Origin of the sequence: Bradyrhizobium sp. 187, assembly GCF_023101005.1 — a bacterium.
GTDB lineage: Bacteria > Pseudomonadota > Alphaproteobacteria > Rhizobiales > Xanthobacteraceae > Bradyrhizobium > Bradyrhizobium canariense_D.
In genome coordinates this window covers 2100634-2104606 of the sequence record NZ_CP064693.1, presented here as the reverse complement: position 1 = coordinate 2104606, position 3973 = coordinate 2100634, and the positions used below count along the sequence as shown (strand labels likewise).

3 protein-coding genes are annotated in these 3973 nt (G+C 57.6%); 2 read left to right on the top strand and 1 reads right to left on the bottom strand.

Annotated elements, in window-relative coordinates; all coding sequences use genetic code 11:
- Positions 1-91 precede the first annotated feature (91 nt).
- Both IVB19_RS10125 and IVB19_RS10120 read left to right on the top strand, forming a co-directional pair.
- Positions 92-577, top strand: coding sequence for a hypothetical protein (locus IVB19_RS10125; RefSeq protein WP_247404706.1), 486 nt, complete (start codon positions 92-94; stop codon positions 575-577).
- 1386 nt (positions 578-1963) lie between these two features.
- On the top strand, positions 1964-3520 hold the full coding sequence (locus IVB19_RS10120) for an ISL3 family transposase (RefSeq protein WP_247821360.1): 1557 nt from the start codon (positions 1964-1966) through the stop codon (positions 3518-3520).
- 258 nt (positions 3521-3778) lie between these two features.
- Here IVB19_RS10120 and IVB19_RS10115 read toward each other — a convergent pair whose 3' ends face one another.
- A complete protein-coding gene (locus IVB19_RS10115; RefSeq protein ID WP_247821359.1) occupies positions 3779-3973 on the bottom strand; it encodes a hypothetical protein in 195 nt (64 codons plus the stop codon).

The following is a 3973-nucleotide window of genomic DNA, read 5'->3' as shown; positions in this document are numbered from 1 at the left end:
AGCTTAAATCCTCTGGGTGATGCGCCGTCCGCATTCACGGACCGGCACAAATTGCACAATGGCGCGGGGATGATCGGCCGTTGCCTTGCCTATGCTGCTGAAGAAAGATGCCGAGCTACTGAGCATGCCTATCGTCCTGCTCAGCGCTTCGTGCCGCTCAAGCTGGACTAGAGCCGCTCCGAGCTTGCGAGCGAATGTCGTGTGCACGGTCGCGCGCCTGACAGCCGCCATGTTTGCAAACCGCAAACTTGGCTGGATCGAAAAATCGAAAATTGGCGGAGGAGAATTCGAAATTTCCCGGGCCCGAGTGAACATTGCGACAAAATGCGTGCACGTCATTCGTAACCTCGCCTGCCAATGCAGAGCAGAGAGCGTCCGGCAAAATCAAATCACGCAAATTGGTAGCGCTCGCTCGAACGGCGATAGGTCCGCCCACCGCAGCAATCCATCAACTGCTGCCAAGTTACGCGAAAGATCTAGCGGTATCCCCCTTGCCCCATCGTGGCCGGTGCTTGGCCGCCCACGTTTGGCAATTATTGATTTTGCAATACTCGCGACTTCAGAAACGACAACGTGACCAAGAAGCGTCACGATCATCCACTCTCGATTAGATCAAACATATTTAAAATTAAAGCGTTCGTCCAATTATTTATTTATACGCCGCATTTAATGATTAATGCATCAAAATCAAGGAGAAGGAGGCTCTTGCGCCACTCCTTGCGAGGCGACTCCGGAATTGTACGGCTTTTTACCCAGATGCTCGGTCCGCGAGATGGTCATTGCTATGCGTAGATCGACAGTCGCAGGGAGCCAACTGGAGCCAAACTCAGCCCTATCTGCGAAGACGAGGCATGAAAGCAACGGCCTCGCAATGCGTTGCGCGTGATTATTAACTTGCGCACCCGACGCGATCCAGGCCCGCCCGCCGTGACGCGGCGAACTTGGCTTTCAATGTGATGCTGGTCATCCTTATGGGGAGCAGTAGCCGTCCTTGTCGCCGGGGCCCACGTTCCAGAGTGTGAGATCATCGCGGGACTCAAGGGTGGTGCGCTCCAACGCGAGGCGCGTAGCCAGACCGCTGACGCAATCCAAGGGCTGGGTTATGGCTCGGTAGCCGGCGCATGTGTCCTGGAGTGCGGCGAGAAGAGGCCTCGGTTGGGATTTCTGACATAGCGATGCTCGCGCACGAAGCTTCGCATCTCGTGCTGCCGTCTTGCGCACGTTTCTCGTTCGCTTTACGGCGCAGCGGGGCCCGGCGAGCAAGCATTCGAAATCGATGTGAAGCTTAAACCGAAAGCAGCTCCCGGTCGGCTTACAAATGGAACCAAATTGACCGCCATTAAACGAGAAATTTGATTATCTCATATAATCATGATGACTCCATCGCGAATTTGAAAAATATGTTTGGGGAAAACATGGGAGGTTGAAATGGAAGCTGCCCGCCGCCTGCGTGCAATGGCGCTGCTGTGCCGACAGACTGCCGCACTCCAACCTGAGAGAAGCTGGAAACTGCTTGCAGAGGCAGAGTACTGGGAGCATCTGGCGGCTGCGGCTTTAGCTCATTGAGCTTCGGTCGAGTGTTCTTTCTTTCGCTTTCGTCAACTTCTTACTTCAAGTCATTTTCTGAGGCATGTGATGTCGAGTACGCGTCAGATTTTTTCGAGTGCTGTTCTGAACGAACGGCACCAGGCGCTTCTGGAGGAGCTTAGAGAGGTGGAGAAGCTTCGAAGTAAGCTCCGACATGTAAAAGCAAGAACAAGAAGACGGCGTACCAAAGCGAGCGGCAGAGCAAGAGCCGTTTAGAGACCGCCGGGACCGAAGGTTGACTCGCGTTGGCTCACTCGTGTGTTTCAGCATGGAATAAGGACCCCGTTTTCGGGGTGATCGGCATCCAATCGGGGGTCTGACTCATTTCTGATGAAGTTTGCCGGGCGACTGTGTTCTCAAACGGAGAATCAGCGCCATGCGGACAGGCTTTCGAATTTCATCGCTCGTACCGAGTGGTTTGGTGTTTGATGGCGTAAGTGATTCAGAGGATTCGGTTATTCTGGCTGTTCGGTCAGAGGCTACGGAGGCCCAGTGCCCTTTGTGCACGACAGCATCGCGCCGAATCCATAGCCGTTACATCCGGCACGTGGCTGATTTGCCATCAGCGGGCAGAAAGGTGCGCCTCCGATTGCTCACGCGGCGCTTCACATGTGAGGTGCCGCATTGCCGCCGGCGGATCTTCTCAGAGCGGTTTGGAGAAGACATCGTTCCGCTTCGACGGCGCCGGACGGCACGGCTGGAATACATCGTCCATCACTTGGGGTTGGCGCTGGGCGGCCGGCCGGCGGCAAGCTTCGCCAAGCGGCTCATGCTGCCCGTTAGCAACGATACCTTGCTACGGGTGGTCCGCCGGCGGGCGGCGATGCCGACAGATCCATTGCTTGTTGTGGGCATCGATGACTGGGCGTTCCGGAGAAACCATCGATACGGGACGATCGTGTGCGATTTGGAGCGCCGGCGGATCGTTACCCTGCTGCCCGACCGGGAAACTGCGGCCGTTCGGGCGTGGCTATCGAAGCACCCAGCGATCAACATTGTGTCGCGAGATCGCGGTGGTGGATACGGCGAGGCAGCAGCCAAGGCGCTGCCGAACGCCATCCAAGTCGCCGACCGCTGGCATCTGATGGAAAATGCGAGCGCGGCCTTCCTTGATGCGGTGCGCCGCTCCATGAACAGAATCCGAACCGCAATCGGAGCGACGACGATCGACCCGGAATTGCTGACCTGTGCGGAAAAGCTGCGCTATCAGGGCTATCTGCAGCGCCAGGACAGCCATGCCTTAATTACGGCTCTCGTCAGCGACGGTGTGCCGCTCAAGGAGATCGTCCGCCGCACAGGACATAGTCGCAATCTGGTTCGCCAAATTAGCCGCGGCGGCGGTACGGATATGTTCCGCACCCGTCAAAGCACCCTGGACGGGCATCTGCCGTTCCTGGACGCGCAGTGGTCAGGCGGCTGTCGCAACGGTGCCGAGCTCTGGCGCCGCTTGAAGGGACAAGGCTTCAAGGGATCGCTGCGCGTGGTGGCGGAATGGACGACGCGACGGCGGCGTGCCGAGACTATCAGCCATCAACAATTGCAGAAGGTCCCCGCCGCCAGGACGATAGCGCAGCTGATGACGACGAAGCGCGACCACCTAACCAGGGCGGAGACCGTCACGCTTGCGGTCATCGAACAAAACGTTCCTATGCTGGCCGATGCCCAAGCTCTCGTTGGCCGCTTCCACGCGATGATCCGAAGGAAGGCCGAGATCGAGCTCGAACCTTGGATTGAAGAATCCAAGCGGAGCCTCATTGCCTCGTTCGCGAATGGAATCGCCAACGATAAGGGCGCGGTGCACGCCGCTATTACGCAACCATGGTCCAATGGCCAAGTGGAAGCGCAGATCACTAAGCTCAAGCTGGTCAAACGGCAGATGTACGGGCGCGCTAAGCTCGATCTCCTTCAGGCTAGGCTGATTGGCGCGCCATAAAAACAAACACGATCATCGAATATGCGTCAGAGCCCCTTTTGGATGCCGATACGGGGTCCCGGTCGAACGCCGATTGACACACTCGCGCGATTCGATGGACGAATTGCCCGCTATCCTCGCATCTGCGACCATTTTGAAAGAGGACTGGCGCCTTCATCACTGCAGGAGCGAGCCTCGGTGACACGTCGCTGCGACATGTCGGCAACCAGCCAGGCCGGGGTGCCGCGGCGAGACCGGCCGTCTATTCAGGATCGCGCGTTAGCTCCGACCTTCATTCGACGTTGCACTTCGGAACACAGCAACGAGTCGATCGCCTTCCCAAAGCTCAACGTCGTGCTCGTCATGCATTTGCTCGGCTCGGCGTCTCGCCGCCTGCTCGTCAATGCAGTCGAGCTTTGCAGCGCAGATCACTTGGCGGCTGCCGTCCACCACGAACACCTTGTACCGCATCAT

Bases quoted from the DNA above. Each gene is read 5' to 3' on its own strand.
- IVB19_RS10120 (WP_247821360.1), top strand. From the start codon at position 1,964: ATGCGGACAGGCTTTCGAATTTCATCGCTCGTACCGAGTGGTTTGGTG.
- IVB19_RS10115 (WP_247821359.1), bottom strand. From the start codon at position 3,973: ATGATGCGGTACAAGGTGTTCGTGGTGGACGGCAGCCGCCAAGTGATC.
- IVB19_RS10125 (WP_247404706.1), top strand. From the start codon at position 92: ATGCTGCTGAAGAAAGATGCCGAGCTACTGAGCATGCCTATCGTCCTG.